The organism is Sphingopyxis sp., from assembly GCF_035998905.1.
Taxonomy (GTDB): Bacteria; Pseudomonadota; Alphaproteobacteria; order Sphingomonadales; family Sphingomonadaceae; genus Sphingopyxis.
In genome coordinates this window covers 1-26,847 of the sequence record NZ_DASYHG010000004.1, presented here as the reverse complement: position 1 = coordinate 26,847, position 26,847 = coordinate 1, and the positions used below count along the sequence as shown (strand labels likewise).

Here is a 26,847-nt window from a genome sequence, read left to right as displayed (position 1 = left end):
GCGGGAGGGGTCGGGGGTGGGCAGCCACGTTACGATCAGGCCCACCCCGCTGCGGCTAACGAACAAGTTCGCAAGCCTCGCTGCCCCTCCCGCAAGCGAGAGGGGAAATCAGTTCATCACTGCAACGTCCGCTCCCCACCCCAAAACGTGCGCAAGGGTGACGATCGGGCTGCGGTGCTCTAAGGCGCTGGCGTGGAGGCCCTATGACCAAACACCGCATCTATTCGATGAGCGTCGCGAGCGTGTATCCGCACTATATCGCCAAGGCGGAGAAGAAGGGGCGCACCAAGGCCGAGGTCGACGGGATTTTCCGCTGGCTGACCGGATATGACCAGAAGGCGTTCGAGGGCGAGCTGGCGAAGGGCACGAATTTCGAGGATTTCTTTGCGCACGCGCCCGCGCTCAACCCGGCGCGCGAGCTGATCACGGGCGTGGTGTGCGGCGTCCGCGTCGAGACTATCGAAGACCCGCTGATGCGCGAGGTCCGCTATCTCGACAAATTGATCGACGAACTTGCCAGGGGCAAGGCGATGGAGAAGATCCTGCGCGGCTAGCGCAGCGTCAGGGCTTCGGCTTGACCGTGACCCAGACATGGACCGTCGCGGCGAATTTGCCGGGCGCGGGCTTTTCGACATCGATCCGCTCGGCGGTGACGAGTTCGCCCGTCGCGAGGTTGAAGCTGGCCCATGGTTTCGGCATCCGTCCGAAGCTCATCTTCTGGATCGGCTGGCCGGTGGCGGTGTTCATGATCGTTGCGTTGATACCCATGCGGGCGCGGGTAGCGATGGGGGTTCGATTCTGTCCAGCGCGAAACCGCGCGAGCGTCAGTTTCCGTTCGCCGGTGCGGGCAGGCGCGCGAGGAGCGCGACGAGCTGCGCCTGGCTGGTCGCGCCGGTCTTGCGAAAAATGCCCTTGAGGAGGAAGCGGACGGCGTTGAGGCTGACGGCGCGGAGCGCGGCGTAATCGCGCAACGTGTCGCCGCGCGCGAGCGCGACCGCGAGGCGCGCTTCGGCGGGGGTCAGCCCGAACCATTGCGCGACGCGGTCGATTTCGACCACCGGGGTTTCGCCCGGCGAACTGCCGAGCGTGACGATCAGCGAGGCGCCGAGGCGGACGCCGCCGAGCTGCTGCGCCGACTGGCGCGTGACGCGCGCGACGAGCACGGGGCATTCGGTGCCCGCGGCATCGACGGTGTGGAAGGCGAGCCCCGCCGGATCGGGGCTTTTGACGAGGTCGAGCAGCCGTTTCTGGCTGGCGGGATGGGTGAAGGCGAACCGGTCCTGCACGGTGCGGACGAAGCCCGCCTGTTCGTAACGCGGCGCGCGGTTGTTCGCGGCGAGGATGTTGAGCTGGTCGTCGAGGCTGAAGATCGCGAAGGGCGCGGCGTCGGCGGCGGCGCGCGCAGCGCCCGCGGCGAGGTCGAGCGAGGCGATGCGGTCGCTGATCCGCATCGCGCGCTGCATATGCGGCGCGAGGACGCGCAGCCCGCGCTTCAGCCGCTCGACGTCGCGGTCGCCGGGGCCGGGGAGCATCAGCCCGAGCCGGTCGCCGTCGCGGCGGTCGAGAAGGACGCCGACGAGCCGGTCGATGCCGTAGGGTTTGAGGAAATTGCGGAAGAATTCGCTCTCGTAAAATTCCTCGCGCGTCATGATGTCATAGCTGTCGACGACGCTGCCGTTGCCATAGCGCTGGAACTTGCGCGACCAGGGGTGGCTGCCGGCATAGACCGCGGTGTAGATTTCCTGGATGCCCGCGGCGAGGCCGGTCGCGGCGACGAAGCGCGCGCTCGGCGGATTGCTGCTTTCCCAGAGGATGAAGGCGGCTTCCCAGCTCAGCGGGCACAGGGTGCCGGTGATGCGGGCAAGGGTTTCGTTCCAGCTTTCGGGATGGAGCACCGAATCGTAGATTTCACCGATCAGCGCGTTGAGCACTTCCCACTCGGCCGGCGCGTTATGATCGATCGGAAAGGTCGGAACCGGCTCACTCTGCATGCACTTCCCCCCAGAAGACCCGCAGCTCTGCCATTGGAGAGGAGTGGAGGCGCGATGGCAAGTGCAATGCGACAAAATGAAAATATTCTGTCTCCTACCCACGTGGGTAGCGAAACAATCCGCCGAATCAGCCATTGACGGCGTGCGACCCGAGGAAGGTGGAACCAAGGCCATCTTGCTCTCTTGAAGTCCGTCGGCTTGCCGGCGGACTTCATTTTTATGCGCCGGGCGTGCGCAGGCCGCGGTCAGAAGCGGAAGAAATAGGGCATGCTCTCGAGCGTCTCGACGACCTTGCATTTGGCGCCCGCGCTCTTGCAGCTGTCCATCACCGAGCGTTTCGCGCCGCCGGGGGTGCCGGCGAAGCCCGCATAATATTGGCCTTCCTTGTCGCGCGCGATCGCGAAATGGCCGTTCGCGCCCCACAGGCCGACGACGCAGCCCCGCCCGCCCGCCTCGCGGCACGCGGTCATCGCATAGCCTTCGGCCTGTTCGCGGTTGTCGCCGCGCAGCGCGCCATAGCTATAGCCGGGCTGGCCCGACGCCGAGCGCCAGAAGGCGATCGCGGCGAAGCTGTTGACCATATAGCCGCCGACATAATCCTGTTTCTCTTGCTGGAACGGGATGACCTGCCCCGGCGGGGCGACGTCGCCGCCGCCATACATTTGCTGCAGGACCTGCGGCGGCGGGGCGTTGCAGGGGAGGCCCTGCGCGCAGGGGATGCCCTGGACCGGCTGCATCTGCGCGGCGGCGGCAGGGGCGAGCAGGGCGGCGGTGAGGAGAGCTGGAAGGGCAAGACGGCGCATCGGGTCAACCTCGCTGATTATCGATCCCCCGTTCAAGAGCTATCGAATTAAATCAGCGAGATAAAGCCCGTATCAGCGGATGCGCTGGCCGCCCTTCCACATCATCGTCGCGCGGCCTTGCACCGGCATGCCGTCGAACGGGGTGTTGCCCGCCCAGGCCGCCATCTTCTTTGCATCGACCTGCCAAGGCGTCGCGTCGTTCACGAGGATGAGATCGGCTTCCTTGCCCACGGCGAGGCTGCCAGCGTCGACGCCGAGCAGGCAGGCGGGGGTGCCTGCGAGCAGCTCGAACAGCCGGCCGGGCGAAATATGGCCGTCGCGGACGAGGTTCAGGCCGAGCGCGAGCAGGGTTTCCGCGCCCGCCATGCCGGGCAAAGCCTCGGCGAAGGGCAGGCGCTTGTCCTCGGGACCGCGCGGATCGTGGCCCGACGCGAGGACATCGATCGTGCCGTCGGCGATCGCGGCGAGGCACGCGTGGCGGTCGTCTTCGCTGCGCAGCGGCGGCGAGAGGCGCGCGAAGGTCCGGAAATCGCCGATCGCAGTGTCGGAGAGCAAAAGATGCGCAGGGGTGATGCCGCAGAGCACGGGCAGCCCCTTGGCCTTCGCCGCGCGGATCAGGTCGAGCCCGCGCGCGGTCGTGACCTGCCGGAAATGGACGGGCGCGCCGGTTTCCTCGACGAGCGCGAGGTCGCGCGCGATCGCCATCGCCTCGGCGACGGCAGGCGCGGAGGCGAGGCCGAGCCGCGTCGCCATCTCGCCGTCGGTCGCGACCGCGCCGGCGGTGAGGCCTTCGTCCTCGGCATGGATGATCGTGACGAGGCCGAGCGACGATGCGTAGGAAAGCACGCGGCGCATGACGCCGCTGTCGGCGATGCGCGCGCGGCCGGTGGCGATGGCGCGCGCGCCCGCCTGTTTCATCAGGCCGATCTCGGCGAGCTCCCGGCCTTCGAGGCCTTTTGTCGCGGCGGCGAGCGGGTGGACCCAGAGGTCGGGCTTGCCGCCTTTCGCGGCGCGCTCGACGAGCCCGGCGCCGTCGAGCGGGCCGTTGTCGGGCATCAGTGCGGCGCGCGTGATGCCGCCGAAGTGGAAGGCGGGCTTGTCGGTCGCGAAGACGCCGAGGTCGATGATCCCGGGCGCGAGCCACTGGCCCTTCGCATCGACGGTTTCGGCGTCGCCCGGGACTTCGGCCGGATCGAGCGCGGCGATGCGGCCGTCCACGACGAGGAGGGTGCCGGGGCGGGGTGTGTCGCCATCGATCAGCTGCGCGTTCGTAATGTGGAGCGGTTTCAGTTCCATCCGGCGACTCCCCGCTTGCGGCGCGTCAATATATCGAGGCACGCCATGCGGACCGCCACGCCCATTTCGACCTGTTCGGTGATCGTCGAGCGGATGGGATCGTCGGCGACATTGCTGTCGATCTCGACCCCGCGGTTCATCGGGCCGGGGTGCATGACGATCGCGTCGGGCTTCGCCTTTTCGAGGCGTTTGGGCGTGAGGCCGTAGAGCGCGTGATATTCGCGCGCCGACGGGAGGTAAGCGCCGTCCATGCGCTCGTTCTGGAGGCGGAGCATCATCACGACGTCGGCGTCGCGGATGCCTTCGTCCATGTCGGTGAAGGTGGTGACGTGCATCCGCTCCATCGCGGGCGGGGTCAGCGTCGGCGGCGCGACGATACGCACTTCGTTGCCGAGCAGCGTCAGCGCGAGAATGTTCGAACGCGCGACGCGGCTGTGGAGGACGTCGCCGCAGATCGCGATGGTGAGGCCCTCGACTTTGCCCTTGCGACGGCGGATGGTGAGCGCGTCGAGCAAAGCCTGCGTCGGATGCTCGTGGCGGCCGTCGCCGGCGTTGAGCACGGGGCAGTCGACCTTGTCGGCGATGAGCTGGACCGCGCCCGAACTGCCATGACGGATCACCATCGCATCGGCGCGCATCGCGTTCAATGTCATCGCGGTGTCGATCAGCGTCTCGCCCTTCTTCACGCTCGACTGCGCGGCGTGCATGTTGACGACGTCGGCGCCGAGGCGCTTGCCCGCAATTTCGAACGACAACAGGGTACGCGTCGAATTTTCGAAAAAGGCGTTGATGATCGTCAGGCCCGCGAGCCGGTCGTCATGCTTCGCGGCGCCCGAGCGGTTCAGGTCGACCCACTCTTCGGCGGCGTCGAGGACGTAGGAAATCTCCCACGGAGTGAGCTGGGCGATGCCGATGAGGTGGCGATGGCGAAAGGCATCGCCGCCGGGCGGATAGTCGCTGGCGGGTCGGGTTTTTGCGCTTGTCATTAAAGCCGAGCCTCTACGCAGGAGTTGCGAAAATCGCAAGTCGTTGCTTGCGATTTTCGCGCCTCGATCTCGTTCTTGTATCCCTGCGAAAGCGGGGATCCGCCTCCTGCCGGCTCAAACTGGCACTGACCGGAGATGGGCCCCTGCCTTCGCAGGGGCACGGCTAGATTTCGGCTGAAATCCGATCCAGTAATCCGGTCGCCCAGAGCGCGAGCAGGACGATCTGCAGCCAGAGCCAGGCCATCATCCACGTTGCGAAGGGTTGCTTGCGCGTCTTGTGGCGGATGATGCGCGATGCGGCGAAGGTGCCGAAGCCGCCGCCGAAAAAGGCCCAGCGCAGGAGCGTGTGTTCGGGGATGCGCCGCGCGCGCGATTCGGCGCGCCGCTTGTCCACGACCATCAGGGTGAAGGCGACGATATTGGCGGCAAGCAGCCAGAGGAAGAGCCAGGGGGTCATGCGGGTCTCTATTGGCGGATCAGGGCGTCGATTGCGCCTTGCAGGATGAAGGCGGCAGCGGCGCTGTCGACGCGCTCCGCGCGTTTGGCGCGGCTGACGTCGGCGGCGATCATCGCGCGCTCGACCGCGGCGGTCGACCAGCGTTCGTCCCAGAGGAGGAGGGGGAGGCCGAGCGGGGCGAGGTTGCGCGCAAAGGCGCGCGTGCTTTGCGTGCGCGGGCTGTCGCTGCCGTCCATGTTGAGCGGCAGGCCGACGACGAGGCCGACGATATCGTGCTGCGCGACGAGGGATTTCAGCGCTTCGAGATCGATCGAGAATTTCTTGCGGATGATCGTCTTGTCGGGAGTCGCGAAGCTCCAGTTCGTGTCGCAGAAGGCGACGCCGATGGTTTTCGTTCCGACGTCGAGGCCCGCGAGGCGGCCGCCGTTCGGGAAATTTGCGGCGAATTCGGGGGCGGCGGTGGTGATCATGCGCCGCCCTTATCGCCTAAATTCGCCATGCTGAACCCGTTTCGGCATCGATGGCCCGATTTGGACCCTGGACCCCGGATCAGGTCCGGGGTGACGAGGCTGGGGACGTCGGTGCCACCGAAGGCGCCGGCTGCGCCACCGGCGTCGCCGCCGGTGGTACGGGCGAGGGCTTGCCTTCGTAGGTCGCGAGGCGGCGGAGCGCGTCGGCGCGGACGTTCGCCCAGAAGAGGGTGATGTCGTAGACGTGATAATTATTGCCCGGGAGCACATAGCCCGCGACGACGTAATTTTTCGCGATGTCGGCATCGCCGATCATCAGGAAACCGCGCGTGGCGTCGCATTTGGCGCCGATCTTGCCCGCGATCAGCGACCCCGACTTGAAGCCTTCGGTGGGTTTGAGCGTGCCGATATTGGCCGCGGGCGGAGCCTCGGTGTCGGGGATGCCGGTGAGCGGGTTGGTGCAGAGCATCCGCGTGCCCGCGCGCGGGCGGCCGTCGAAACCGATCGTGCCGTCATAGGCGTCGGTGACCATGATCGGGTCGGCGGGGTCGGCAAAGCTCGCCCAGCCGAGAATACAGCCCTTTTGCTCGGGGGTCTGGCACGCGGGCAGGCCGAGCCCGGCGATGTCGGTGTCGAGGCTGATCGGCCAGCCGATGACATAGGCCGCGACGATGCGCTTGGCGAGCGGGGTGCCCGCGATCTTCGTGCGGAGCAAGGTAGTGAGGTGGAGCGCGCCCTGGCTATGGCCCGCGAGGATGATCGGCTTGTCCTTCGGCTGCGCGGCGAGGAAGGCGTCGAACGCTTCCTCGACGTCGCGGTACGCCGAATCGATCGCTTTGCCCGCGGTGACGCGGTCCTCGGCGAGGAAAGCGCCGAGCGTCGCCTGACGATAGCGCGGCGCCCAGATTTCGCCCGCATCGGCAAAGGCGCTCGCCATGCCCTGCACGAAGAGGTTGGCGCGGTGATCGGAATCGCGGTCCTCGAGCGGGGCGTTCCAGCTTGAGCGGCTGTAATAGCTCGTCGGATGGACGAAGAAGACCGCGGCGTCGCCCCGTTCGAAGGGGGCTGCGGTTGCCGCCTCGGCCGCCTTGGCGGGCGGGATCAGCGGCGCGGCTGCCTTTTCGCCGGGAAGTTCGGTGCCGGGGGTTTCGCTGCCGTCGGCGGCGGGGCGCCACGCCGAGGGGTCCTTCTCCATTCCCGGCCGCGCGAACCACATTTTTGGATCGTCATAGGCGTTCGGCGCGACCGCCGCCTGCGGCTTGAATTCGGTGCTGGGAACGAAGGCGGTGCGCGCGATCCAGCCGGGGAAGAGCTGGTACACGACCCCGGCGGCAAGGATGAGGATGATGATCGCGGCAATGAAATAGAGGAATTTGCGGGCCAATGAGGATTCCATACGGTCGGGAGAGATGGATTTCGGGTTTCTCTAGCGGCTTGCGTGCCTGCCTACAAATAACTCGTCATCCCTGAACTTGTTTCAGCATCCATGGCCCGAACTCGCGGCCTGCGACGATGGATCCCCGGATCGTGTCCGGGGCAGGCGTCGAAACAGGTTCAGCAGGACGAAGTTACGGGATAGGCTGGGGCGCATGACCGACAGCACCGCATCCGCCGCCGCCGATTCGCCCGCCAGATCGTCGAGCGCTTCCGCGCGCCTCGACGACAATGATCTGCCCTGGCCGCTGCGCCCGTGGATCATGGCCGCGATCTGCGCCCTCGCGGGCCTCGCGATCCATATGTTCGTCGACCGCCAATATGTCGCCGAGCCCGCGCCGTTGCTCGACGCGCTCGCGGCGTTCGTCGCCATCGGGACCACCGTCTTCGTGCTGGGGGTCGAGCTGCGCCGCTGGCACTGGGCGCTCGGGTTCGCGCTGCTCTGGGGCGCGGTGATGGGACTGATCACCTGGCATTCGGCGGGGTATAATTTCGGCGGATCGCCGATCGAATGGCCCTTCTGGTCGGGTATTCTCGCGGTGCTCGTCGCGACACCCTTGTTCCAGACGCGGCGCGACGTCGCGCCCGACTGGCGGTTCTGGAAGCTGTGGCAGATGCCGTACGCGCGATTGCACAGCCATGCGTGGACCGATGCGGTGATCGGCGCGGCGAGCCTCGCGTTCGTCGGCATCACCTTCCTGCTCACCGTGCTGATCGGGCAGATGTTCAAGCTGATCGGGATCAACCTGATCTTCGACCTGCTTAACGACGAATGGTTCGGATGGATGCTCGCGGGCGCGGCGTTCGGCGGAGCGGTTGGCTTGCTGCGCGAGCGCGACCGGCTGGTCGCGACCTTGCAGCGGCTTGTGATGATCGTGCTTGCGGTGCTCGCGCCGGTGCTCGCGGTCGCGTTGGTGCTTTTCCTGCTCTCGCTGATCGGGACGGGGCTGCAAAAGCTTTGGGATTCGGGCTTTTCGACCGCGGCGGTGATGATGGGCGCGGCGGCGTTCGCGGTGTTGCTCGCCAATGCGGTGATCGGCAACGGCAGCGACGACCGCGCGACCAACCCGGTGCTGCGCTGGGCGGCGCCGGTGCTGGCGGTCGCGGTGCTGCCGCTCGCGATCATTGCCTTTTATTCGATGCATCTGCGCGTGATCCAGTACGGCTGGACCCCCGAGCGCATCTGGGGCGTGATCGCGGCGACGATCGCGCTCGCCTATGGGCTCGCGGGGCTTTGGGCGGTCGTGAAGGGGCGGCGCGACTTCGACGACCTGCTTCGGCCCTTGCAGCAGAAGCTCGCGATCGGGCTGGCGCTGCTCGCGCTGTTCCTCGCGCTGCCGATCATCGATTTCGGGGCGATCTCGACGCGCGACCAGGTGGCGCGGTTGAAGTCGGGGGCGATTACGGCGGCGAAGTTCGACTGGGCGGCGATGGCGTTCGATTTTGGGCCATCGGGCCGAACGGCGCTTCAGGATTTGGTGAAGTCGATCGACAAGGATCGTTCCGATTTTGCCAAATGGGCGCTGAATGCAAAGAATCGCTGGGACTTGAGCAACCGTGCCGACTTCATCGCCCCGGCAGACTTGGCCTTTGTCGCCAAACCGATCGCCGAAAAGATCAGGGTGCTGCCTGAGGGGCGACAACTGCCCGCGGAAGCCCTGAACGCCATTGATGTCACGGAAAAATGCAGCGCCGCGCCCTGCGCCGCCTATATGCTGAGTGATGACCGGTTGGTGCTGATCACGAGCGGCAACATCGTGTTTCCCTTCGCACGCGATCCTCGGTCGACTGAGTGGCGGGAGAATTATCGGGGCTATGGAGGCAACCCAGTAACCGATGCACCGAGAACCGATCCCGTTGAAAAGGCGGTGATCGAGGTGCGGACCGTTCAGCGTCGACAAGTTTTCGTCGACGGCAAGCCGGTAGGGGAGGGTTTCGAGTGAGAATCGCTTGCCTGCCTTGAAGCGCGCCTGACAGGATGCTAGCGGCGCGACTTCGTTAAAGTTAGGGCGATCATGTCAATCGATCAGGCAACAGTAAGGAAAATCGCGTCGCTGGCGCGCATTGCGATCAGCGATGCCGAAGCAGCCGCGATGGAAGGCGAACTCAACGGGATCCTCGGTTGGGTCGAGCAACTCGGCGAGGTCGATGTGACCGGGGTCGAGCCGATGACCGCGGTGATCCCGAACCATCTGCGGCTGCGCGACGATGTCGTCGACGCCGACCCGCTGACCGGCGGCAACCGCCGCGACGATATTCTCGCGAACGCGCCTGCGCCGCAGCACGGCTTTTTCGGCGTTCCCAAGGTGATCGAATAATGACCGAGCTTACGAACCTGACCGTCGCCGGAATCCGCGACGGACACCGCGCGGGCGATTTTTCCGCCGTCGAGGTCGCCGAGGCGTTCAACGCCAATGTCGCGGGCGCGAAGGCGCTCAACGCGTTCATCGTCGAGACCCCCGAACATGCGATCGCCGCGGCGAAGGCGGCCGACGCCGACCGCGCGGCGGGGACGCTGAAGCCGCTTTCGGGCGTGCCGATCGGGATGAAGGACCTGTTCGCGACGAATGGCGTCCAGACGACCGCCGCGAGCCATATGCTCGAAGGTTTCGTACCGCGCTATGAATCGACCGTGTCGCAGAAATTGTGGGACGCGGGTTGCGGGATGCTCGGCAAGCTGAACCTCGACCAGTTCGCGATGGGCTCGTCTAACGAGACCTCCTACTTTGGCAACGTGATCAGCCCGTGGAAGCGGAACGACGGCGGCAACGCAGCGCTCGCGCCGGGCGGGTCGTCGGGCGGTTCGTCGTCGGCGATCGCCGCGCGGCTGTGCCCCGCCGCGACGGGCACCGACACCGGCGGCTCGATCCGCCAGCCCGCGGCGTTCGTGGGCATTTCGGGGATCAAGCCGACCTATGGCCGCTGCTCGCGTTGGGGCATCGTCGCGTTTGCGAGTTCGCTCGACCAGGCGGGGCCGATGGCGCGCGACGTGCGTGACTGCGCGATCATGCTCGAAAATATGGCGGGCTTCGATCCCAAGGATTCGACCAGCCTGGACATGGCGGTTCCCAATTGGGAAGCGGCTTTGTCGAGTGACCTCAAGGGCAAGAAGGTCGGGATTCCCAAGGAATATCGCCTCGAAGGCATCGATCCCGAAATCGACGCGATGTGGGATGCCGGCATCGCGATGCTGAAGGATGCGGGGGCCGAGGTCGTCGAGATCAGCCTGCCGCACACGAAGTTCGCGCTGCCGACTTACTATATCATCGCGCCCGCCGAAGCGTCGTCGAACCTCGCGCGCTATGACGGCGTGCGTTACGGGCTGCGCGACCTGCCCCAGGGCGCCGGTTTGCAGGACATGTACGCCGCGACGCGCGCCGACGGTTTCGGACCCGAGGTCAAGCGCCGCATCATGATCGGCACCTATGTGCTCTCGGCGGGCTTCTACGACGCCTATTACACGCAGGCGCAGAAGGTGCGGACGCTGATCGCGCGCGATTTCGAGGCGGCCTTTGCAAGCTGCGACGTGATCCTTGCGCCGACCGCGCCGTCGGCGGCGTTCGGGCTGGGCGAAAAGACCGCCGATCCGCTGTCGATGTATCTGAACGACGTGTTCGCGGTACCTGCGAGCCTCGCGGGACTGCCCGCGATGTCGGTCCCCGCAGCGCTGAACCGCGAAGGACTGCCGCTGGGGCTGCAGATCATCGGCAAGGCGTTCGACGAGCAGGGCGTGCTCAATGCCGGGCTGGCTATTGAAGAGCGGGCGGGATTTACCGCGCGCGCAGACAAATGGTGGTAGCGCCGCAAAGTTGATACCATGCTTTGGAGGGCCGATATCGGTTTCTGCCCGGATTTTACAGGAACGTCGTAAGTGCTTCAGCGTTACTAGTGCTTCAGTGTTACTAAACGGGATGGAGAAACAAATGACGACGCGGGAGAACCTGATAAAGGTAGCAGACTACGCCGTCATGCGGCTGGCCTTGCTGACGGCACCGTTGCTGCGGTTCATGGGGCGGTACCAGCATCAGCTTACCTCGACGCGCCGGATAGCCGATCGTTTCGGCTATGCGGTGCGCTCGACCCATTATTATCATCCAACCTATGCTGAAGATGATCTTCCCGACGACGTGTCGCAGGAACGCCATCTGCCGGGTATCGACTTTAACGAGGCCGGCCAGCTGGCCATGCTCGGCAAATTTTCCTATCGCGACGAACTGGTGAGCGTTTCCGACGGAAAGCCGGGCAAGAATGAATTTGCGCACGGCAATCCCGCTTATGCCTTTGCCGACGCCGAAAGCCTCTATTCGATGGTGCGGTATCTCAAGCCGCGCCGGCTCTTCGAAATCGGATCGGGATATTCGACGCTGATGGCCCAGCGGGCGATCGCCCGAAACCGCGACGAGGATGGCGCGTATCGCTGCGACCATGTGTGCGTCGAGCCTTACGAAATGCCGTGGCTTTCCGAGGTCGACGTCAAGGTCGTGCGCGAGCGCGTCCAGGACCTTCCGCGCACATTCTTTGGCGAGCTCGAGGCGGGCGACATCCTTTTTATCGACAGCTCGCATGTGATCCGTCCTTTCGGCGACGTTCTCTACGAATTTCTTGAGCTGGTTCCCGACCTGCCCGAGAGCGTCTATGTTCATGTGCATGACATTTTCACGCCGCGCGACTATCCCGACGCATGGCTTCGCAAGGAGCGTCGGCTGTGGAACGAACAATATCTGCTGGAGGCCCTGTTGAATGCCACCGACCGCTATGAGGTCGTGTTGATGCTCAACTGGCTCAAGCATAATCATTTTTCTTCGCTCGCTGCGGTGTTCCCGCACGCCGCAAAGCATCCGGAGCACGAACCCGGAGCCTTCTGGTTTCGTATCGCCTCCAAACAGAGGGTCCATTAGACAAGTGAAAAACGAGATGTCCGATTATCGTATCAAGGGAGAAACCGGCGAGTGGGAGGTCGTGATCGGCCTCGAGGTCCATGCGCAGGTCACCTCCAACGCCAAATTGTTTTCGGGCGCCGCGACGGCGTTCGGGGCCGAGCCGAACACGCAGGTGAGCCTCGTCGACGCGGCGATGCCGGGCATGCTGCCGGTGCCGAACCGCGAGTGCATCCGCCAGGCGGTACGCACGGGCATGGCGATCGAGGCCGAGATCAACAAATGGTCGCGGTTCGACCGCAAGAATTATTTCTACGCCGACCTGCCGCAGGGTTACCAGATTTCGCAGCTTTATCATCCGCTTGTCGGCGAAGGTTCGCTGATGATCGAGGAAGACGAAAAGGCGGGGATTCCTGAAGCAAAGCGCATCGGGATCGAGCGCATCCATGTCGAGCAGGACGCCGGCAAGCTGATGCACGACCAGCATCCGACGATGTCCTACGTCGACCTCAACCGGTCGGGCGTCGCGCTGATGGAAATCGTCTCGCGCCCCGATATGCGCTCGCCCGCCGAGGCGGGGGCCTATGTGCGCAAGCTGCGCTCGATCCTGCGCTATGTCGGCTCGTGCGACGGCAATATGGAAGAAGGCTCGATGCGCGCCGACGTCAATGTCAGCGTGCGCAAGCCGGGCGACGAATTCGGGACGCGCACCGAGACGAAGAACGTCAATTCGGTGCGCTTCGTGATGGCGGTGATCGAAGGCGAGGCGAAGCGCCAGGTCGAACTGATCGAAAGTGGCGGCACGGTGGTGCAGGAAACGCGGCTCTACGATCCCGATCGCAACGAGACGCGCTCGATGCGGTCGAAGGAAGATGCGCATGATTACCGCTACTTCCCCGATCCCGATCTGTTGCCGCTCGAACTCGACGATGCGTTCCTCGCCGAGTGCCGTGATAGCTTGCCCGAACTGCCCGACGCCAAGCGTGCGCGCTATCTGGCGGCGGGGATTTCGGCCTATAACGCCGATGTGCTGACCGCCGAGGTCGAGAGCGCGCTGTGGTTCGACACGCTGCTGGAAACCGGCGCGAAGCCGGCTGCGGCTGCGAACTGGGTGTCGAGCGAGCTGTTCGGGGCGCTCAACCGCCTCGGCAAGAGCTTCGCGGATTGCCCGGTCACGCCGGCGCAGGCGGGCGAACTGCTCGGCCTCGTCGCCGACGGCACGATTTCGGGGACGATCGCCAAGCAGGTGTTCGAAAAGATGCTCGAAAGCGGCGATGCCGCGGGCGTGATCGTCGAGCGCGACGGGCTGAAGCAGACGAGCGATACCGGCGCGATCGAGGCCGAGATCGCCAAGATCCTGACCGCCAACGCCGACAAGGTCGAGCAGTATAAGGGCGGCAAGGAAGCGCTGTTCGGCTTCTTCGTCGGGCAGACGATGAAGGCGATGCAGGGGAAGGCGAACCCGCAGGTCGTCAACGAGCTGCTCAAGAAGGCGCTGGGGTGATCGCCGAGTGATCGGGTTCACAGGCAAGTCAGGGACTTCGCTGTCATAGCCATTGAAATCATGGCACAATGACAGCGAAGGATGGATGATGATGAAGCGGGTTCTGGTTCCGGTTTGCGGCATATTGGCACTGGCGACGGGCGCAGCGGCGAGCGCTGCGGGCACCCCGGCTGTGAACGACGGCTATGACTGGGCGATGCGCGTCAACGACGAGGGACCGGTCAAGGACGCGATCCTTGCCTATGAGGTCGACGGCACCGACGACCAGCCGCTGAATTTCACCTGCGAAGAGGGCGGCGACCGGGTCTTTGCGGGAATTTCGGGCGGCGCGCCCGACCTGACCGCGATCGAGCTCGCGTCCGGCGACCAGCGCGTACGGCTGGCCGGGACAACCGAGGCGGATGAAATGCCGACCTTTACCGCGCAGGAAATGCCTGCGACCTTTCCCTTCTTCCGCGCCTTTGCGGCGAACGGCTGGCTGCGGATGACCGCCGACGGCGCAATCACCGACATGGCGGCGACGTCGGTCGGCAAGCAGGCGATTGCGCGTTTTGCCGCCTTCTGCGCCGGCTGAAGCCGCACGCAGCGTGCTGCGCGCGCTGCTGACGCTGTGGCTGCTGCTCGCCTGCGCGGCAGTGGCGCGGGCCGAGACGGTCGTCTTCACCGACGTCAACGTCGTGCCGATGGACCGCGAGCGCGTGATCGCGCGCACGACGGTGATCGTTGACGACGGCGTGATCGCGAGCATCGGCCGGATGGCGAAGCTGCCCGCGGGTACGCGGGTGATCGACGGCAAGGGCGCGTGGCTCGTGCCGGGCCTTGCCGACATGCACAATCATGTGACGACGCGCGACGATCTGGCGCTGCTGCTCGCGAATGGCGTCACTACGATGCTCAACATGGGCGAGGCGACCAGCGCCTTTGCCGGGCGGACGCGGATCGCGGTGAATCGGGGCGAGGTGCCGGGGCCGCAGATCTTCACCGCCTTCGTCGTCGACGGCGACCCGCAATATGGCCATTTCGTCGTCCGGACGGCCGCCGAGGCGCGCGCGATCGTCGGGCTCGCCAAGACCAACGGCTATAGCTTTATCAAGGTCTACACCAATTTGTCGGCCGAGGCGTTCGCAGCGGTCGCCGAAGAAGCGAAGGCGCAGGGCGTCGGCGTCGTCGGGCACAATGTCGCCGCGGTCGGGCTCGCCGGGCAGCTCGCGGCCGGGCAGGCGATGGTCGCGCATGTCGAGGAGTTCTTTACCGGCTTCTTCCCCGCGCCGCCGGCGGACGACCAGCAGGCGCCGCCCGACGACGCGCGGATCGGCGAAGCGATCGCGCTGGTGAAGGCGCACGGCGCGTTTGTCGTCTCCGACCTGTTTACCTACAAGACCATCGCGGCGCAGTTCGGCAAGCCCGAGGCGGTGAAAGCCTATCTCGCGGCGCCCGAGGCGCGCTATGTGTCGCCGGCCGACCGGATCGACTGGGCGCGGTCGGGTTACCAGAGGAAGGCGGTCGACCTGTCGCGAAGGGTCGCGTTCGAGGCGCGTTTCGTGAAGGCGATGGCCGATGCCGACGTGCCGCTGATCGCCGGGGGCGATGCGCCGACGATCCCCGGGCTGGTCCCCGGATTCGCGTTGCATGACGAGATCGATGCAATGCTGGCGGCAGGGCTGACGCCCTGGCAGGCGCTGTCGGCGGCGACGCGCACGCCGGGTGCGTTCATCGCGAGGACGGTCCCGGGATCGGCGAAGTTCGGCGTGGTGGCGCCGGGATACCGCGCCGACCTGTTGCTCGTCGCCGATAATCCGCTGGAAAAGCCCGCCACCTTGCGCGCGCCGCTTGGCGTCATGGCGAACGGGCGCTGGTCCGACCGCGCGGCGCTGGAGGCGATGCTGGCGGAGGTCGAGGCGACGCGTCGCGCGCGCTAAAAGCGCCGTTGCCCGGCCGCCCAGTCGCCGCTGTCGCACTGGCCCGAAAAGTTGGTCATTCCCTGAATCGTGATCCGGCCCGAACGCCGATCGACGGTCAGTTTCGGCTTGTTCAGGCCGTTGATCCGGTAGCTCGCGGTGATGCGGTCGGGGGTGACCACCAGATTGTCGAGGTCCCACCAGCCGTGATCGTCGCCGCTGTGGATCGGCGCGACCAGCTTGGGCCCCAGATGGATGCGGCCCTGATCGCCATAAAGTTCGAGCTGGACGTCGCTGGTGAAGCCCTGCGCGCTGTTGCCGACCTCGTTGGCCCATTCCCATTTATGGTCCCATGGGTTCCATTTATAGGTCGGCTTGACGTCGACGGTCGGGCGCGTGCCCGCGCCATAGCAGACGAGAACGAGTGAGCCGGGGTCGCGATATCCGGGCTCGCTGGCCGGGGCATGATGATCGGCGGGCGGCGCATATTCGGCGGCGGCGTCGCGGCCGCTGTCGCAATTTGCGGCGGGGACCGCGGTGATTGCCGAATAGCGCCCGTCCATCGTCGCGACCGAGATGCAGCGGCCGGTGCGTTCGTTCCACCAGAAGACGAAGCGCGTATCGCGCACGACATTCCCGCCGCGGCTTTCGTAGCCGCGCGCGAGCAGCTGGGTTTCGCCGCTGGAGCCGCGAGCGCCGACGAGATCCGCGACGTCGGGTGCCGATTGGGCGGCGGCGCTCAACGGCAGGGCGGCGACGGCGAGGGCGAGAAGGGAGGCGGTCGAACGCATGGCGGACTCCTGTGGCCGGGGAGGGGAATGCCCCGATTAACAGCGAACCGCGGCGGCCGGAAGCGCGTTGGTACGCGATCCCCCTTGCGGCGCCCGCCGTGCTGTATCATGCACGGCGACGGGGGCGGGGAATCATTGGGCCCCCGTAAACAGGGGGGGATTAATGGAGTCCGTTAAGTTGGGCGGCCTGTTGCTGGCCGCCGCCGCCATGCTGGCGAGCCCGGTTGCCGCACAAGAGGCCGCAACAAGCACCGATGTCACGAAGATCATACCCGATCCCGCCACGGTGGTGATGCCCAAGCTGGACTTCGCCGAGACCGACGCCGACCGGGCCGATTACGACAAATATTTCTATTTCCATCGCGCCGATACGGGGTTCGAGGAAGCGCTGTCCGACCTGCGCGAATGCGACGAGATGGCGCAGGGGCTGCAAAGCGGCTTGCAGTACCAGCAGGTCCCTTATCCCTATGCCGGGACGATGGCGGGCGCCGCGGGTGGCCTGCTGGGCAGCCTGATCGCCGAGGCGGTGGTCGGATCGGCCAATAAGCGCAGCCTGCGCCGCACCAATATGCGCCGCTGCATGGGGTATAAGGGCTATGCGCGCTACGGCCTGCAAAAGGATCTGTGGCAGGAATTCCACTTCGAGGAAGGATTTTCGAGCGAAGAGGAAAGCAAGCGCCAGGCGATGCTGGCGCAGCAGGCGAAGGTGGCTTCGGGAACGAAGCCCGCGACGGGGGAGCTGGGAATATGATCGCGCGTTGCCTGATGATCGGCGCTGCGGCGCTGCTGTTGCCGTCGATGCCCGCAGCGGCCGCCGAAAAGCCCGCAAAGAAAGAGAAAAAGGAGAAATGGGCGACAAAGGCGATCACCGACAAACCGCAGCCGGTGACCCTCGACCCAACCAAAGCCTATATCCTGGTGCGTTCGCCGGGCCAGATCGCCCCGGTGTTGATGCGCCTTCCGAGCGAAGAGGCGGCCGCGGCGCATGAAGCCGACCGGGCGGAGGCGTTCGCCCGCGCGCATCTGTCGTGGCGAAAGCGCGTCGCGTCGATCGAACTCGAGGCGAAAGTGGGCGGGAACGACCCAAGCAAGCGCCGGAAGCCGACCGAGCCGACCTTGGAGAACTTCGGTTATCCGAGCTATGAGCAGAAGCACACGATGTTCCTCGGCCCGCAAAACCGCTTCAGCAAGGTCGACGGGTCGGTGTACCTCCAGGAAGCGCCGCCGGGGGCCTATATTTTCTATGCGGTCGGCGCCACTTGTGCCTGCCTTGGGACGGTTTCGTTCGACGCGCCGGCGGGCAAGGTCGTCGCGCTCGACCTTTTGCCGGCGAACAACCCCGACGGAACGACGCCCTTCCAGCTCGGCGGCGCGAGCTTTGCCGACGCGCGGCTCCCCGCGGGGAGCGTGCTGCCTGCGGCGCTCAAACCCGCGGGGCCGCGGGGCAATTGGTTCGGGATCACGGTCGACCGGGTGATGCCGGTCGCGGGCGTCTTTACCTATGTGCGCGGCAAGCAGGTGGCCGAAGTGGAGGCTGCTGCTGTTGCGGCGCCCGAAGCGCCGGCCAGCGATCCGGCCGCGGGCCAGCCCTGACAGCGGGGCGGCGCGCGCCGGACCGGGCTAGGACCGATTGACATTCAGCCCTGACGGCCTGCAAACGACGGCCTTCCGCGCTTCGGGTGCTCACGTGCCATTTGCACGCTGCGCTCCGGTCCACGGAAAACCGCCATTTTCGGCTCGTCATCTTCTGAATGTCGATCGGTCCTAGCGCCCGGCTTTCCAGACGGGCCGCCCTTCCTTCACCGTTTCGAGCACCTTGATATCCTTGATCGCGTCCACGGGCGTCGTCAGCGGGTTTTTGTCGAGGATCACGAAATCGGCGAGCAGGCCAGGCTTGATGCGGCCCTTGCGATCTTCCTCGAAAACCTGCCACGCGGGGCCGGTGGTGAGCGCCTGCAAGGCTTCATAAGCGTTCAGGCGTTCGTCCGCACCGCTGACGACGCCGGTCGGCGAGACGCGCGCCATCGACGTCCAGAGCATGAAGCGCGTGTCGAGCGGGGTGACGCTGTAGTCGCTGTGGTTCGAGGGCGTGAGCCCCGCGGCGCGCGCCGAGCGGAAGGGGCTGATGAAATCGACCACCTCGGCGGGGAAGTTGGTGCGGTGGACGTCGCCCCAATACCATGTGTGGTTCGAGAAATAGGCGGGGCCGACCCCGATGCGCGCATATTGGGGCAGTTGGTCGCGGCGCTGGAATTGCGAGTGAATGACGATCGGGCGGCGGTTGTCGGCCGCCTTGATGCCGAGCGCGTCGAAGCAGCGGATCGCCATGTCGATCGCGGCGTCGCCATTGGCGTGCGCGAAGATCTGCCAGCCGCGGTCGTGGACCTTGCGCGCCTGCGCACAGAATTCCGCTTCGGACAAGACGGGCTGGCCGTGCCAGGGATGCGCGCCCTCGGGGCTGCCGCGCGCATAGTCGCGGGTGAAATAGCCGGTCCGCGCCTGCACCGACCCGTCGAGGACGAATTTGATCCCCTGCAGCTTCACATGGTCCTGGTAGCTGCCGAATTTGAGGTCGGGCTGCGCGAGCAGCGCGTCGAGCCCGGGCGAGAAGGGCAGGAGCGCAAGGTCGATTTTCAGCCGCTCGCGCGCGGCGGGCGAGGTGAGGAAGGCGATGTCGGCGGGCTGCGTGGCGCCATCCTGCGCGTGCGTATAGCCTTCGGCGAAATAAGCGTTTTGCGCGGCATCGAGCGCCGCGAGCTTCTGCTCCGCTGTCGGCTGCGGCATTTTGGCGATCAGCAGGAACATCGCCTTTTCGAGGAGGACGCCGTTGAGCTTGCCTGCCTCGTCGCGGAGCATCATGCCGCCGGGCGGGACGGGGGTGCTCTCGTCGAGGCCGGCGGCGGTGAGCGCCGCGCTGTTGGCGACCGCGCCGTGGAGCGAGACGTGGAGCGCGACGATCGGCCGGTCGGCGGCGACCGCATCGAGTTCGGCGCGGGTGATGTGGCGCTTTTCGGCGAGGCGTTCATGGTCATATTGCCACACGACGATCCAGCGGCCGGCCGGAATGGACTGTGCATAGTCGCGAATCGCGGCCTGCAGCGCGGGAATGTCGGTGACGCCGGCATGCGCCTTATCGCGCAGGTCGAGCCCGCCCGCGCTCATCGTCGCGGCGGTGAAATGCGAATGCGCGTCGATGAAGCCGGGGAGCAGGGTCGCGCCGGCAAGGTCGCGGACGGCGGCGTCCTTGCCCGCTGCCTGGCGCGCGGCTTTCTCGGGCCCTGCAAAGACGATACGATCGCCGCGTGTGACCACAGCTTCGACCATTTGCGGCGTGTCGCCGTCCATCGTGACGATCGGACCGCCGCGGTAGAGCGTGGTGTCCTGCGCGGTGGCGGGTGCGGTGGTCGCCAGCAGCAATGCGATGGCGGCGGTCAGTCTCTTCATGTCTTTCTCCCCGGCGCGCATCGTGGCGGCCGGGTAGGGGGTGGGTCAAGTGCTTAGCAAGCTAAACTTCATCGGGGGTCGTCAAATCTGCTGCGGCGGCACTTCGTCCGGGCCGCGGCCGGGCTGGTCGATATCGCCGCCGCCGGGGCGGCCGGGAATTTCGCTCGGCTGGCCGGCGGGGTCTTCGATCGGGGTCGGCTGCACCGGCCGTTCGGGCGGCGCCTGCGGTTCGATCGTGTCGGGCTTCGGCTTGGGAAGCGGGTCGGGGCTGCTGGTCATTGTCACTCTCCTTGGGTTAACCAACGAATGGGCGCAGCGCATGTTCCGATGGCGGAATAGGGGGCTTTGCGCCCTTGCCCTTGGCCACGCGTCTGCTATAGCCCCGCGCGGCCCGCACGGGCGTGCGCGGCAGCGCGCGATTTCGTGCACCCGGCCGAAAACACCTGCGGGCGTGGCGGAATTGGTAGACGCGCTGGTTTTAGGTACCAGTATCGCAAGATGTGGGGGTTCGAGTCCCTTCGCCCGCACCAATCTGCAATGCAGGCCGGGATCATGGGGAACTTCGTCGTTTTGGCGGGGTTCGATACGAGATTTTGAGCAAGGATAAGACCAAGGCAATGAAGACCGTCGAAACGCTGAACGAAGGCCTGAAGCGCGAATATCGCGTCACGATCACCGCCAAGGATATCGACGCGCGCGTCGACGACGAGGTGAAGAGCATCGCCCCGACCATCCGTATGCCCGGCTTCCGTCCCGGCAAGGTTCCGCCGAACCTGATCCGCAAGATGCACGGCGCTGCGCTGTCGGCCGACGCGCTCAACAAGGCGATCGACGCCGGCGTGCGCGACCTGATGGCGAAGGAAAAGCTTCGCCCGGCGCTCCAGCCCGCCGTTGCGCTCGACGAAGGCTATGAAGCCGGCAAGGACGCCGAGCTGACCGTCAGCCTCGAAGTGCTGCCCGACATCGAAGCGCCGTCGATCGACGGCCTGAAGCTCGAGCGCCTGACCGTTCCCGCCGACGACAAGGCCGTGATGGCCAAGATCGAGGAATTCGCAGCGCAGATGAAGCGCTTCGAAGAAGCGCCGAAGACCAAGAAGGCCGCCACCGGCGACCAGGTCATCATCGACTTCGCCGGCAGCGTCGACGGCGTCGCCTTCGACGGCGGCACGGGCGAGGACATGGCGGTCGAAATCGGTTCGGGCCAGTTGATCCCCGGCTTCGAAGACCAGCTCGTCGGCGTCAAGGTTGGCGACGAAAAGGTCCTGAAGGTGACCTTCCCCGACGATTATCCGGTTGCTGACCTCAAGGGCCAGCCTGCCGAATTCGCCGTGACGGTGAAGGAAGTGAAGGTCCCCGCCGCGTCGAAGATCGACGACGAATTCGCGAAGTCGCTCGGCCTCGAAAGCCTCGACAAGCTCAAGGAACTGATGAAGGATCAGGTCGAGCAGGAACTGAACGGCCTGACGCGCACCTATATGAAGCGCAAGCTGCTCGACCAGCTCGCCGCGAGCCATGACTTCGACGTGCCGCCGACGATGGTCGAGGCCGAGTTCAACCAGATCTGGCAGCAGCTCGAGCATGAAGTCAGCCACGAGGAAGATCCCGAAGCTGCGAAGGCCGAGCTCGAGAACGACCGCGACGATTATCGCGCGATCGCGGTGCGCCGCGTCCGCCTCGGCCTGCTCCTGTCGGAAATCGGCCAGGCGCATGGCGTGCAGGTGTCGGCGCAGGAAATGCAGCGCCTGATCATGCAGGCGGCGCAGCAGTATCGTCCCGAAGATCGCGGCCGTTTCATGGAATATGTCCAGCAGGACGCGCTCGCCGCGGCGCAGCTCCGCGCCCCGCTGTATGAAGACAAGGTCGTCGACTTCCTGTTCGAAAAGGCCGAAATCAGCGACCGCGAAACCACCCGCGAGGAGCTGGAAGCCGCGATCGAAGCCGACGACGATGGCCATGTCCATGGCCCGGGTTGCGGCCACGATCATGACCACGACCACAAGCCCGCCAAAAAGGCTGCCGCGAAGAAGCCGGCCGCCAAGAAGGACGCGGTGAAGGAAGAGGCCAAGGCCGAGGAAGCGCCTGCCAAGAAGGCGCCGGCGAAGAAGGCTGCCGCTCCGAAGGCGGAAGCCGAGGAAAAGCCGGCTGCTGCCAAGAAGGCTCCGGCCAAGAAGGCGGCCGCGAAGAAATAAGCTTCGGCTGATACGCAACAAAAAGGCCGGGTGGAGGATGCTCCATCCGGCCTTTTTGTTTTGCTTAACTTCGTCATTCCCGCGAAAGCGGGAACCCAGTTCAGCCTATCGGATCAAAGCCGAAGTCTTCGGCAAGCTCGCGCCAGTCGGGGTTCGCGCTCTCAATCAGTTCAAGCTTCCACGCCCGGTTCCATTTCTTGATCCTCTTCTCGCGCTGGATTGCAGCTTCCATCGTAGCGTGCTGCTCGAATCAGACGAGCATCTTCACGCCATATTCGCGCGTGAAGCCGGGGATCAGTCCTTCGCGGTGCTGGTGGATGCGCTGAACTAGATGCGATGTAACGCCGAGGTAGAGCGTACCATTGCGGCGCGATGCGAGCAGGTAGACGGTCGGGCCGAAGTTTTCGTGCATCGAGGGTGCTACTGGGTTCCCGCTTTCGCGGGAATGACGAAGTGGGGGTAATCGCGCACTTTCAGATCACATCCATATTATAGCAATGCCAGCTGAAGATCGCCGCCGCGCCGCGATGCGGGCGCCATGCTTCGGCCAGTTCGCGGGCCTGTTTCTCGCTGGGGCGCGCGCCGAGCTGGAGGATGCGCCCGACGGCTTCCTGTACCGCGAGGTCGCCCGCGGGCCAGATGTCGGGGCGCCCCTCGGCAAAGAGCAGATAGATTTCGGCCGACCAGCGGCCGATACCCTTGACCCGCGTGAGCAGCGCGATCGCTTCCTCGTCGTCGGCGGGGAGGGCGTCGAATTTGAGTTCGCCGTCGAGGATCAGCTGCGCGAGGCTTTTGGCATAGCCCTGTTTCTGTCCCGACAGGCCGCACGCGCGGAGCGTGTCGAAATCGGCCGCCGCAACGACCTCGGCCGGGCAGCCTTCGCCGAACTGTGCTTCGAGCTTGTTCCAGATCGAATTGGCCGCGGCGACGCTGACCTGCTGGCCGACGATGGTGCGGAGCAGCGTGGTATAGCCGCGCTCGCGGATGCGCGGTTCGGGATAGCCCGCATGGCCGAGCGCGCGCGCGAAATTGGAATCGCTCGCCGCGAGCGCGTCGATTCCCGCGTTCAGCTGTTGCTGGCTGAGGCCCATCGCATATTCTCCTTTTGTTCCATCGGTAGCTGATAGCAACGCTTGATTTGCCGCGCAACGCGCGACATAGCGCCAGCGACAACGAAGATATGGGGACGAGCATGGCCAAGCTGATTGTCGTGACGCGCGACGGGACCGAACACGAGATCGAAGGCGACACGAGCCTGACGGTGATGGAAAATATTCGCGACGCGGGCTTCGATGAACTGCTCGCGCTGTGCGGCGGCTGCTGTTCGTGCGCGACGTGCCATGTCCATGTCGAAGCGGGCGCGACCGACCAGCTTCCCGCGATGAGCGAGGACGAGAACGACCTGCTCGATTCGACGACCGATCGCGACGACAATTCGCGCCTGTCGTGCCAGCTGCCGTTCAGCGAGGCGCTCGACGGCCTTCGCGTGCGGATCGCGGCCGAGGATTGATCCGCGTCGCCCCAGTGAAAGCTGGGGGCGCTATCGTTTATACAGAACGTGAGTGATCCCGGCTTTCGCCGGGGTGACGATCAGCCTTGCGCCGTCGCCACCGCGTAGAGCGCGATCGCCGCGGCGTTCGAGATGTTGAGGCTCTCCATCCGCGGCGAGATCGGGAGCTTCGCCAGCACGTCGCAATGCTCCATCACATTGTGACGCATCCCGTCGCCTTCCGAGCCGAGGACGAGCGCGACCTTGCCGCCGTCGAGCGTCGAGGCGAGCGTCGTTTCGGTGTCGCCCATCAGCCCGATGCGCCAATATTGCGCCTCGGCGATTTCCTCCAGCGCGCGCGACAGGTTGACGACGCGCACCCACGGCACGGTTTCGAGCGCGCCCGACGCCGAGCGCGCGATGACGCCGCTTTCGGGCGGGCTGTGACGATCCTGCGTGATGATCGCCGCGGCGTCGAACGCCGCCGCCGAGCGGAGCACCGCGCCGATATTGTGCGGATCGGTGACCTGGTCGAGGATGACGAGCGGGCGCCGGCTGTCGGCGTCGGCTTCTCCCTGGAGCAGGTCGCCGAGATAGACGCCTTCGAGCGGGTCGACCTCGATCACCAGCCCCTGGTGCGGCGCATCGCGCGCGACGAGTCGCGCGAGGTCGGTGACATCGGCGTAGCTGATCGGAATCACCGGCGGCAGGTCGAGCTGCCCCAGCGCTTCGCGCGTGCCCCAGATGCGCTTGACGGTGCGTTCGGGGTTGGCGAGCGCGGCCAGAACGGCGTGACGGCCCCAGAAACGGATGGCCTGACCGCGCTGATTTCCGCCCGACGGGCGACGATGACGGGAAAATTGTCTCATGCGCGCGCCTTTCCCACGACTGCCATTGACAGGCAAGCCTCGTTTCGCCATTGGACCGCTTCCCAAAGCGGGCCCCAATGGACAGGTGGCCGAGTGGTTAAAGGCAGCAGACTGTAAATCTGCCCGGGTTTCCGTACGCTGGTTCGAATCCAGCCCTGTCCACCACCCTCCGGTCCGAGGGCATCTCCCAAAATCTCTAGAAATGGCAGAAAACCTAGCGTAACATCGCTTGGTTCGGTCCTCTGCGTCCCATTCCGTATCACTGCAGCGCGTTGAAAACTGTGGGAGGAATGTGGGGACAGATTTTTTGACCGTCGAGAATCGGTCTCCCAAGTGTGGGGAAGGAAATACGGGGTAACTCTATGAAAAGGCTCACAGCTTTCGCGATTAAGGCAGCTTTGGCACGCCCTGGCACCTACCAAGACGGCGACGGGCTGTTTTTGAAGGTAAACAAAAGTGGTGGAGCGTATTGGCTTTTACGTCTGCAACGTGACGGCAAGCGTCATGACATCGGTTTGGGTAGCGCCAAATTGTTATCGCTCTTGGAGGCTCGAGAAAAAGCGAACGAACTTCGCAAGGCGGTCAAGATCGAGGGTCGGGATGTGTTGGCGGAACGGAAGGACGAAGCGGCCGCCAAGGTGACATTCCGTGAAGCTGCGCGCCAATATCATAGCGAGAATGCGGCAGGCTGGAAAAGCGCCATCTATGCCCGCCAATGGCTTGCGGCCCTCGAGAGCCATGCATTCCCTAAATTGGGCGACCTTCCGACCGGGAGAATCGCCGCGTCGAACATCATCGACGTGCTGTTGCCGATCTGGCAGGAGATTCCCGAAACGGCACGTCAGGTGCGCAACCGGATCTGCGTAGTCCTGGATTATTCACACGCGAAAGGCTGGCGCTCCACCGAAGCTCCCTCGGGCAACGGCAGCCTGAAAGCCGGGCGCGGATTGCCCCGCCAAGTGAAATCGCGCGAGAATCGCAAGGCCATGCCCTACAGCGCGATGCCCGACTTCATCGCGGCTTTGCGGCGAAAGCCGGCATTCGGAAGGCTGGCCCTCGAATTGCTGATCCTGACAGGCGTACGCAGTCAGGAGGTTCGGCTCGCGTCTTGGGATGAGTTTGATTTCGAGGGGCGTCTCTGGACCGTTCCGGCCGACCATATGAAGCGAGGCAACGCGCACATCGTTCCGCTATCTGACGCCGCGCTGGCGGTGCTCGCAAAAGCAAATGCGTTCCGCCTTCCCGATACCAATGTCGTTTTTCCGGGAGTGGCAGGAAAGCCGATGTCCGACATGACGCTGCTCAAAGTGCTGCGCGACATGAGCGAGCCGTTTCATGTGCACGGCTTCCGTTCCACATTCACCGACTGGGCGGCCAATGCGGATTTTCCCGATGCCGTGGTGGAAGCGGCGCTGGCTCACAAGACACCCGATGCTGTGCAGGCGGCCTATCGCCGTACCACCTATCTTGGCACGCCGACCCAGCCCGGCGCGCGCGTCAAGCTGATGGAGGCGTGGGGCGAATATTGTGCCGGCGGCGCTGCCGCATCGGAGAATGCCGGTTCGCCGGTCTAAACTGAGTGCGGCCTAAATTTACCGCGCCCTGTCGGTAGCAGGCTGCCGCGGCACGTCGTGCGATTGCCCCGTTGGTCGCGCAAAGTGATCTCGGCTAAAGGCACGTCGACAGGTTTTGAGCGCAGCGAGGCCATATGCTGTGTCAGGGCGGATGGTCTGGACATGGCGCGCTGTCGCGGTCTCTGCCACCCCAATGCCCCATCATGCCGTTCTCTAGCAGGCTGCCGTCTCTCCGACATAGCGACGAACCATCCCGGCGACGGGCGATTTGACCTGGACCGGCGCGGTGCCCCGCGAAAGTGCAGCGGCGCGATTATTTCCCCGCCGGCTGCGCCGGCTCCTCGCGGCCGCTTCGCTTCAAATAATCGCGCCGCCGCACTCCTCCGCTTCGCTGCGGCCTTACAGGTTCGCGGGTCACCTCATGCGCCGGTCCTTGGTCCGCCCATGCCGCAGGGATGGTCCTGCGGCAAATTCAAGGAGACGACCAATGGCAGCAATCGGCTTTGTGAACGGCACCATCGAAGAAGGCTTCTTGGGTCAGCTGAAAACCCTCTCGATCCGCGCGGCGATCGAAATCCGGACCAACGCCAGGAAGAGCGGCGATGTCCAGCCCGACTACCGGGTCTATTCCGAAGGTGTCAAACGGCGTTCAAAAGGGACCCCCGATCGGCGTCGAAGAGGGACCCCTTTTCGGATATGATGTTGGTTTGTTGAAGATGGCCTTGCGCTGCGTGCGGCGGAGGGCGGGCGTAGCCCGACCGGAGGCGCGCGCAGC

General features: G+C 65.3%; 27 protein-coding genes, 2 tRNA genes and 1 pseudogene. 16 read left to right on the top strand and 14 right to left on the bottom strand.

Going from position 1 to position 26,847, the window contains the following annotated elements:
- Nucleotides 1-203 precede the first annotated feature (203 nt).
- Nucleotides 204-554, top strand: a complete 351-nt coding sequence (locus tag VGN62_RS00535) for a DUF2200 domain-containing protein (protein ID WP_327450100.1) — start codon at nucleotides 204-206, stop codon at nucleotides 552-554.
- A 7-nt stretch (nucleotides 555-561) separates the two neighbouring features.
- Here VGN62_RS00535 and VGN62_RS00530 read toward each other — a convergent pair whose 3' ends face one another.
- The 8 genes from VGN62_RS00530 to VGN62_RS00495 form a co-directional block, all read right to left on the bottom strand.
- A complete protein-coding gene (locus VGN62_RS00530; RefSeq protein WP_327450098.1) occupies nucleotides 562-768 on the bottom strand; it encodes a hypothetical protein in 207 nt (68 codons plus the stop codon).
- A gap of 56 nt (nucleotides 769-824) precedes the next feature.
- Nucleotides 825-1,991: a hypothetical protein gene (locus tag VGN62_RS00525; protein WP_327450096.1), complete on the bottom strand. Its 1,167-nt coding sequence runs from the start codon at nucleotides 1,989-1,991 to the stop codon at nucleotides 825-827.
- Between the two features lie 245 nt (nucleotides 1,992-2,236).
- On the bottom strand, nucleotides 2,237-2,794 hold the full coding sequence (locus VGN62_RS00520; protein WP_327450092.1) for a DUF4189 domain-containing protein: 558 nt from the start codon (nucleotides 2,792-2,794) through the stop codon (nucleotides 2,237-2,239).
- A gap of 72 nt (nucleotides 2,795-2,866) precedes the next feature.
- Nucleotides 2,867-4,090, bottom strand: coding sequence for a dihydroorotase (locus tag VGN62_RS00515; protein WP_327450090.1), 1,224 nt, complete (start codon nucleotides 4,088-4,090; stop codon nucleotides 2,867-2,869).
- A complete protein-coding gene (locus VGN62_RS00510; protein WP_327450089.1) occupies nucleotides 4,081-5,076 on the bottom strand; it encodes an aspartate carbamoyltransferase catalytic subunit in 996 nt (331 codons plus the stop codon). The genes VGN62_RS00515 and VGN62_RS00510 overlap by 10 nt, the downstream gene beginning before the upstream one ends.
- Before the next feature lie 163 nt (nucleotides 5,077-5,239).
- The gene (locus VGN62_RS00505) at nucleotides 5,240-5,533 is read right to left on the bottom strand and encodes a DUF1294 domain-containing protein (RefSeq protein WP_327450088.1); all 294 of its coding nucleotides are present in this window, start codon (nucleotides 5,531-5,533) and stop codon (nucleotides 5,240-5,242) included.
- A gap of 8 nt (nucleotides 5,534-5,541) precedes the next feature.
- Nucleotides 5,542-6,003 carry a Holliday junction resolvase RuvX gene (gene ruvX, locus VGN62_RS00500; RefSeq protein WP_327450086.1) on the bottom strand — a complete coding sequence of 154 codons (462 nt, stop codon included), beginning with the start codon at nucleotides 6,001-6,003 and terminating at the stop codon, nucleotides 5,542-5,544.
- Between the two features lie 79 nt (nucleotides 6,004-6,082).
- A complete protein-coding gene (locus VGN62_RS00495; RefSeq protein WP_327450085.1) occupies nucleotides 6,083-7,387 on the bottom strand; it encodes a DUF3089 domain-containing protein in 1,305 nt (434 codons plus the stop codon).
- A 205-nt stretch (nucleotides 7,388-7,592) separates the two neighbouring features.
- Between VGN62_RS00495 and VGN62_RS00490 the strand changes: the two genes are divergently transcribed.
- From VGN62_RS00490 to VGN62_RS00460, 7 genes are all read left to right on the top strand, one after another.
- Nucleotides 7,593-9,380: a DUF4153 domain-containing protein gene (locus VGN62_RS00490; RefSeq protein ID WP_327450083.1), complete on the top strand. Its 1,788-nt coding sequence runs from the start codon at nucleotides 7,593-7,595 to the stop codon at nucleotides 9,378-9,380.
- Between the two features lie 72 nt (nucleotides 9,381-9,452).
- The gene (gatC, locus tag VGN62_RS00485; protein WP_327450081.1) at nucleotides 9,453-9,755 is read left to right on the top strand and encodes an Asp-tRNA(Asn)/Glu-tRNA(Gln) amidotransferase subunit GatC; all 303 of its coding nucleotides are present in this window, start codon (nucleotides 9,453-9,455) and stop codon (nucleotides 9,753-9,755) included.
- On the top strand, nucleotides 9,755-11,236 hold the full coding sequence (gene gatA, locus VGN62_RS00480; protein ID WP_327450079.1) for an Asp-tRNA(Asn)/Glu-tRNA(Gln) amidotransferase subunit GatA: 1,482 nt from the start codon (nucleotides 9,755-9,757) through the stop codon (nucleotides 11,234-11,236). The genes gatC and gatA overlap by 1 nt, the downstream gene beginning before the upstream one ends.
- Nucleotides 11,237-11,360: 124 nt before the next feature.
- A complete protein-coding gene (locus VGN62_RS00475) occupies nucleotides 11,361-12,335 on the top strand; it encodes a class I SAM-dependent methyltransferase (RefSeq protein ID WP_327450077.1) in 975 nt (324 codons plus the stop codon).
- 16 nt (nucleotides 12,336-12,351) lie between these two features.
- Nucleotides 12,352-13,818, top strand: a complete 1,467-nt coding sequence (gatB, locus tag VGN62_RS00470) for an Asp-tRNA(Asn)/Glu-tRNA(Gln) amidotransferase subunit GatB (protein ID WP_327450075.1) — start codon at nucleotides 12,352-12,354, stop codon at nucleotides 13,816-13,818.
- 91 nt (nucleotides 13,819-13,909) lie between these two features.
- Nucleotides 13,910-14,392 carry a hypothetical protein gene (locus tag VGN62_RS00465; protein ID WP_327450073.1) on the top strand — a complete coding sequence of 161 codons (483 nt, stop codon included), beginning with the start codon at nucleotides 13,910-13,912 and terminating at the stop codon, nucleotides 14,390-14,392.
- Between the two features lie 13 nt (nucleotides 14,393-14,405).
- Complete coding sequence (locus tag VGN62_RS00460) at nucleotides 14,406-15,737, top strand: amidohydrolase family protein (protein WP_327450071.1); 1,332 nt, start codon at nucleotides 14,406-14,408, stop codon at nucleotides 15,735-15,737.
- Here the strand turns inward: VGN62_RS00460 and VGN62_RS00455 are convergent.
- Nucleotides 15,734-16,507, bottom strand: a complete 774-nt coding sequence (locus tag VGN62_RS00455; RefSeq protein ID WP_327450069.1) for a hypothetical protein — start codon at nucleotides 16,505-16,507, stop codon at nucleotides 15,734-15,736. The genes VGN62_RS00460 and VGN62_RS00455 overlap by 4 nt on opposite strands.
- A gap of 163 nt (nucleotides 16,508-16,670) precedes the next feature.
- On the opposite strand from VGN62_RS00455, the gene VGN62_RS00450 reads away from it, so the two are divergent.
- On the top strand, nucleotides 16,671-17,258 hold the full coding sequence (locus VGN62_RS00450) for a hypothetical protein (RefSeq protein ID WP_327450067.1): 588 nt from the start codon (nucleotides 16,671-16,673) through the stop codon (nucleotides 17,256-17,258).
- The gene (locus tag VGN62_RS00445; RefSeq protein WP_327450065.1) at nucleotides 17,255-18,100 is read left to right on the top strand and encodes a hypothetical protein; all 846 of its coding nucleotides are present in this window, start codon (nucleotides 17,255-17,257) and stop codon (nucleotides 18,098-18,100) included. Before VGN62_RS00450 ends, VGN62_RS00445 begins: the two co-directional genes overlap by 4 nt.
- A gap of 171 nt (nucleotides 18,101-18,271) precedes the next feature.
- Here VGN62_RS00445 and VGN62_RS00440 read toward each other — a convergent pair whose 3' ends face one another.
- Together VGN62_RS00440 and VGN62_RS00435 are read right to left on the bottom strand one after the other, a co-directional pair.
- A complete protein-coding gene (locus VGN62_RS00440) occupies nucleotides 18,272-19,951 on the bottom strand; it encodes an amidohydrolase (RefSeq protein ID WP_327450063.1) in 1,680 nt (559 codons plus the stop codon).
- Nucleotides 19,952-20,032: 81 nt separating this feature from the next.
- Nucleotides 20,033-20,230 (bottom strand): hypothetical protein, encoded by a 198-nt coding sequence (locus VGN62_RS00435; protein WP_327450061.1) that lies wholly within the window; start codon nucleotides 20,228-20,230, stop codon nucleotides 20,033-20,035.
- A 166-nt stretch (nucleotides 20,231-20,396) separates the two neighbouring features.
- On the opposite strand from VGN62_RS00435, the gene VGN62_RS00430 reads away from it, so the two are divergent.
- Both VGN62_RS00430 and tig read left to right on the top strand, forming a co-directional pair.
- A tRNA-Leu gene (locus VGN62_RS00430) sits at nucleotides 20,397-20,481 on the top strand.
- Nucleotides 20,482-20,568: 87 nt separating this feature from the next.
- Nucleotides 20,569-22,140 carry a trigger factor gene (gene tig / locus VGN62_RS00425; protein ID WP_327450059.1) on the top strand — a complete coding sequence of 524 codons (1,572 nt, stop codon included), beginning with the start codon at nucleotides 20,569-20,571 and terminating at the stop codon, nucleotides 22,138-22,140.
- Between the two features lie 100 nt (nucleotides 22,141-22,240).
- Here tig and VGN62_RS00420 read toward each other — a convergent pair.
- Both VGN62_RS00420 and VGN62_RS00415 read right to left on the bottom strand, forming a co-directional pair.
- Nucleotides 22,241-22,552, bottom strand: a pseudogene (locus VGN62_RS00420) (GIY-YIG nuclease family protein).
- Nucleotides 22,553-22,613: 61 nt separating this feature from the next.
- Nucleotides 22,614-23,231: a DNA-3-methyladenine glycosylase 2 family protein gene (locus VGN62_RS00415; protein WP_327450057.1), complete on the bottom strand. Its 618-nt coding sequence runs from the start codon at nucleotides 23,229-23,231 to the stop codon at nucleotides 22,614-22,616.
- Between the two features lie 101 nt (nucleotides 23,232-23,332).
- On the opposite strand from VGN62_RS00415, the gene VGN62_RS00410 reads away from it, so the two are divergent.
- Entirely contained in the window at nucleotides 23,333-23,650 is a 318-nt protein-coding gene (locus VGN62_RS00410; protein WP_327450055.1) for a 2Fe-2S iron-sulfur cluster-binding protein, read from the top strand.
- Nucleotides 23,651-23,730: 80 nt separating this feature from the next.
- On the opposite strand, the gene rlmB is transcribed toward VGN62_RS00410, so the two are convergent.
- A complete protein-coding gene (gene rlmB, locus VGN62_RS00405) occupies nucleotides 23,731-24,498 on the bottom strand; it encodes a 23S rRNA (guanosine(2251)-2'-O)-methyltransferase RlmB (RefSeq protein WP_327450053.1) in 768 nt (255 codons plus the stop codon).
- Nucleotides 24,499-24,577: 79 nt separating this feature from the next.
- Here rlmB and VGN62_RS00400 point away from each other — a divergent pair.
- The 3 genes from VGN62_RS00400 to VGN62_RS00390 all read left to right on the top strand — a co-directional run bounded on the left by VGN62_RS00400 (nucleotide 24,578) and on the right by VGN62_RS00390 (nucleotide 26,772).
- Nucleotides 24,578-24,663: transfer RNA gene (locus VGN62_RS00400), tRNA-Tyr, on the top strand.
- A 197-nt stretch (nucleotides 24,664-24,860) separates the two neighbouring features.
- A complete protein-coding gene (locus VGN62_RS00395) occupies nucleotides 24,861-26,072 on the top strand; it encodes a tyrosine-type recombinase/integrase (protein ID WP_327450051.1) in 1,212 nt (403 codons plus the stop codon).
- 487 nt (nucleotides 26,073-26,559) lie between these two features.
- Nucleotides 26,560-26,772: a DUF736 family protein gene (locus tag VGN62_RS00390; RefSeq protein ID WP_327450049.1), complete on the top strand. Its 213-nt coding sequence runs from the start codon at nucleotides 26,560-26,562 to the stop codon at nucleotides 26,770-26,772.
- Nucleotides 26,773-26,847: the final 75 nt, after the last annotated feature.

Bases quoted from the DNA above. Each gene is read 5' to 3' on its own strand.
- gatB (WP_327450075.1), top strand. From the start codon at position 12,352: ATGTCCGATTATCGTATCAAGGGAGAAACCGGCGAGTGGGAGGTCGTG.
- VGN62_RS00415 (WP_327450057.1), bottom strand. From the start codon at position 23,231: ATGGGCCTCAGCCAGCAACAGCTGAACGCGGGAATCGACGCGCTCGCG.
- gatA (WP_327450079.1), top strand. From the start codon at position 9,755: ATGACCGAGCTTACGAACCTGACCGTCGCCGGAATCCGCGACGGACAC.
- VGN62_RS00530 (WP_327450098.1), bottom strand. From the start codon at position 768: ATGGGTATCAACGCAACGATCATGAACACCGCCACCGGCCAGCCGATC.
- VGN62_RS00505 (WP_327450088.1), bottom strand. From the start codon at position 5,533: ATGACCCCCTGGCTCTTCCTCTGGCTGCTTGCCGCCAATATCGTCGCC.
- gatC (WP_327450081.1), top strand. From the start codon at position 9,453: ATGTCAATCGATCAGGCAACAGTAAGGAAAATCGCGTCGCTGGCGCGC.
- VGN62_RS00510 (WP_327450089.1), bottom strand. From the start codon at position 5,076: ATGACAAGCGCAAAAACCCGACCCGCCAGCGACTATCCGCCCGGCGGC.
- VGN62_RS00440 (WP_327450063.1), bottom strand. From the start codon at position 19,951: ATGAAGAGACTGACCGCCGCCATCGCATTGCTGCTGGCGACCACCGCA.
- VGN62_RS00475 (WP_327450077.1), top strand. From the start codon at position 11,361: ATGACGACGCGGGAGAACCTGATAAAGGTAGCAGACTACGCCGTCATG.
- VGN62_RS00455 (WP_327450069.1), bottom strand. From the start codon at position 16,507: ATGCGTTCGACCGCCTCCCTTCTCGCCCTCGCCGTCGCCGCCCTGCCG.
- tig (WP_327450059.1), top strand. From the start codon at position 20,569: ATGAAGACCGTCGAAACGCTGAACGAAGGCCTGAAGCGCGAATATCGC.
- VGN62_RS00525 (WP_327450096.1), bottom strand. From the start codon at position 1,991: ATGCAGAGTGAGCCGGTTCCGACCTTTCCGATCGATCATAACGCGCCG.
- VGN62_RS00535 (WP_327450100.1), top strand. From the start codon at position 204: ATGACCAAACACCGCATCTATTCGATGAGCGTCGCGAGCGTGTATCCG.
- VGN62_RS00390 (WP_327450049.1), top strand. From the start codon at position 26,560: ATGGCAGCAATCGGCTTTGTGAACGGCACCATCGAAGAAGGCTTCTTG.
- VGN62_RS00515 (WP_327450090.1), bottom strand. From the start codon at position 4,090: ATGGAACTGAAACCGCTCCACATTACGAACGCGCAGCTGATCGATGGC.
- VGN62_RS00450 (WP_327450067.1), top strand. From the start codon at position 16,671: ATGGAGTCCGTTAAGTTGGGCGGCCTGTTGCTGGCCGCCGCCGCCATG.
- VGN62_RS00395 (WP_327450051.1), top strand. From the start codon at position 24,861: ATGAAAAGGCTCACAGCTTTCGCGATTAAGGCAGCTTTGGCACGCCCT.
- VGN62_RS00410 (WP_327450055.1), top strand. From the start codon at position 23,333: ATGGCCAAGCTGATTGTCGTGACGCGCGACGGGACCGAACACGAGATC.
- ruvX (WP_327450086.1), bottom strand. From the start codon at position 6,003: ATGATCACCACCGCCGCCCCCGAATTCGCCGCAAATTTCCCGAACGGC.
- VGN62_RS00520 (WP_327450092.1), bottom strand. From the start codon at position 2,794: ATGCGCCGTCTTGCCCTTCCAGCTCTCCTCACCGCCGCCCTGCTCGCC.
- VGN62_RS00465 (WP_327450073.1), top strand. From the start codon at position 13,910: ATGAAGCGGGTTCTGGTTCCGGTTTGCGGCATATTGGCACTGGCGACG.
- rlmB (WP_327450053.1), bottom strand. From the start codon at position 24,498: ATGAGACAATTTTCCCGTCATCGTCGCCCGTCGGGCGGAAATCAGCGC.
- VGN62_RS00490 (WP_327450083.1), top strand. From the start codon at position 7,593: ATGACCGACAGCACCGCATCCGCCGCCGCCGATTCGCCCGCCAGATCG.
- VGN62_RS00445 (WP_327450065.1), top strand. From the start codon at position 17,255: ATGATCGCGCGTTGCCTGATGATCGGCGCTGCGGCGCTGCTGTTGCCG.
- VGN62_RS00435 (WP_327450061.1), bottom strand. From the start codon at position 20,230: ATGACCAGCAGCCCCGACCCGCTTCCCAAGCCGAAGCCCGACACGATC.